General features: G+C 44.6%; 2 protein-coding genes and 1 pseudogene. 2 read left to right on the plus strand and 1 reads right to left on the minus strand.

Annotation, left to right across the window (positions count from 1 at the left end; translation table 11 throughout):
* A partial coding sequence (locus B7Y67_RS16710) for a LysR family transcriptional regulator (RefSeq protein WP_293599593.1) occupies positions 1-413 on the minus strand: 413 nt, incomplete at its 3' end.
* A 118-nt stretch (positions 414-531) separates the two neighbouring features.
* Between B7Y67_RS16710 and B7Y67_RS16715 the strand changes: the two are divergent.
* A pseudogene (locus B7Y67_RS16715) lies at positions 532-1,200 on the plus strand (TerC family protein); the annotation flags it as partial.
* 93 nt (positions 1,201-1,293) lie between these two features.
* Positions 1,294-1,803: a universal stress protein gene (locus B7Y67_RS16720; RefSeq protein WP_293599594.1), complete on the plus strand. Its 510-nt coding sequence runs from the start codon at positions 1,294-1,296 to the stop codon at positions 1,801-1,803.
* The last annotated feature ends 68 nt before the right edge of the window (positions 1,804-1,871 follow it).

Raw genomic sequence — 1,871 nt, forward strand, 5'->3', positions numbered from 1 at the left:
GCGAGATCTGCTAACAGGTCTTCAAATTCACCCTCATGTGCAATCAGCTGCACATCGTTTTTTTCCAGAATTGGTTCAAGTAGTTGTCTGGTTACTAGCTTTGGTAGTCCATCGGATATGCCAACCGTTATTTTGGTTTTAGGTGAAGTGGCAGCCTCTCTGACTGCTTCCGGCAGTCGCTCGCCAAGGAGAAAAATTTGATCAGCAATTTCCAGGGCTGCATATCCAGATTCAGTTAAGGTGATACCCCGTCCAGCTGGTTTGAAGAGCAGATAACCGAGTGATTTTTCTAATTCATGTACCTGGGCGCTGATTGTCTGAATTGCAATATTGAGACGCTCGGCAGCCTTAGACATGCTGCCTTCTTTGGCTACTACCCAGAAGTAGTAAAGGTGTCGGTAGTTATAGAGCATTTGATTGTCAGTTTTTTCCGAAATTAATGTCAATATATCTCTGCTTTTTACTAATAGCAAATCAGCCTACATTAACCCTATCGAAATCCATGGAATTCATGGGTAATTAAATGAGGAGATGAAATTGGAACTATTTAGCCCGGAATTTTTTTCGGCATTGCTGGCAATTATTGTGATTGATCTGGTGCTTGCAGGTGATAACGCTATTGTTATTGCGATGGCTGCCAGAAACTTGCCAGCACATCTTCAGAAAAAGGCGATTATTTGGGGTGCCGTAGGTGCCATTGCTGTCAGAAGTGCTATGACACTAGTGGTCGTGTATCTACTCAAGATCCCTGGATTAATGCTGATCGGTGGATTGCTATTGGTATGGATTGCATATCGTTTACTCAATCCTGAGCAAGAGAGTGATGAGCATGGCCAAGCTTCTACAACCTTTTGGGGCGCAATGAAAACCATTGTGGTTGCGGATGCCATTATGGGGTTGGACAACGTTCTCGCTGTGGCTGGTGCGTCTCACGGTAGTTATGTGTTGGTTGTGCTTGGCCTGTTGATTAGCATTCCTGTAGTGATCTGGGGATCCACTCAAATACTTAAACTCGTCGAGCGCTACCCTTCTGTGACCTACTTGGGTGCTGGTGTCCTCGCATGGACGGCGGCAAAAATGATGATTTCTGAGCCAATCTCTAAGGAATGGCTAACTTCCCAAAGCTCGGCTTTGGAATACGTGATTCAAGTTGCTGTTGTATTCGGTGTATTAGCAAGTGGTTTTATTAGAAGTAGACGTGCGCTTGAAGGTGTGATTGCTCCTTCGGTTGTAGTTCCGGAGTCTGCAAGTATGGTGTTACAAGAGCAGTCCCCTAATTTTGGAGAAAACAAAATGAATAAAATTTTAATTCCTGTGGATGGTTCAAAAAATTCAGATATGGCAGTGAAGCATGCTGTGAAGACTTATGGCCAGGATTCGAATGCACGTTTTTACTTGTGCAACGTACAGCCTACCTTATATCGTCACATCGGCAAATACTTGAGCAAGCAAACGATTAATGAGTGGCATGCTGAGCGTGCAACTCTGGCTGCAGCCTCGGCATCAGCTTATCTTGAAAAGCATGGCCTGAATTTTTCCTTTAGCTACGCCTGTGGTGACAAAGGTAGCGCTATTCGTGATGAGGCTACGCGACTTGAATGTAGTCGTATTGTGATTGGTACTTCAAAGAAAAATTCTTTGAGCCGTTTGTTTGAGAACTCTACAACCGCCAAATTACTAGAGATCAGTGATATCCCGGTAGAGGTAGTAACTGGCAGCTCATTACCAGCGCTTGAGCGTTGGGGTATTCCAGCCCTGGGTGCTGGTGCTGCAACCGCGCTGATGGCTGTGGTGATCGATTAGTTTTAATCCGGCTGTTCTCTTTTATGCCCTCGTGTTGAGGGCATTTTTTTATCTTTAAATATTCAGTT

The sequence above is a fragment of the Polynucleobacter sp. 35-46-11 genome, from assembly GCF_002281105.1.

Bases quoted from the DNA above. Each gene is read 5' to 3' on its own strand.
- B7Y67_RS16720 (WP_293599594.1), top strand. From the start codon at position 1,294: ATGAATAAAATTTTAATTCCTGTGGATGGTTCAAAAAATTCAGATATG.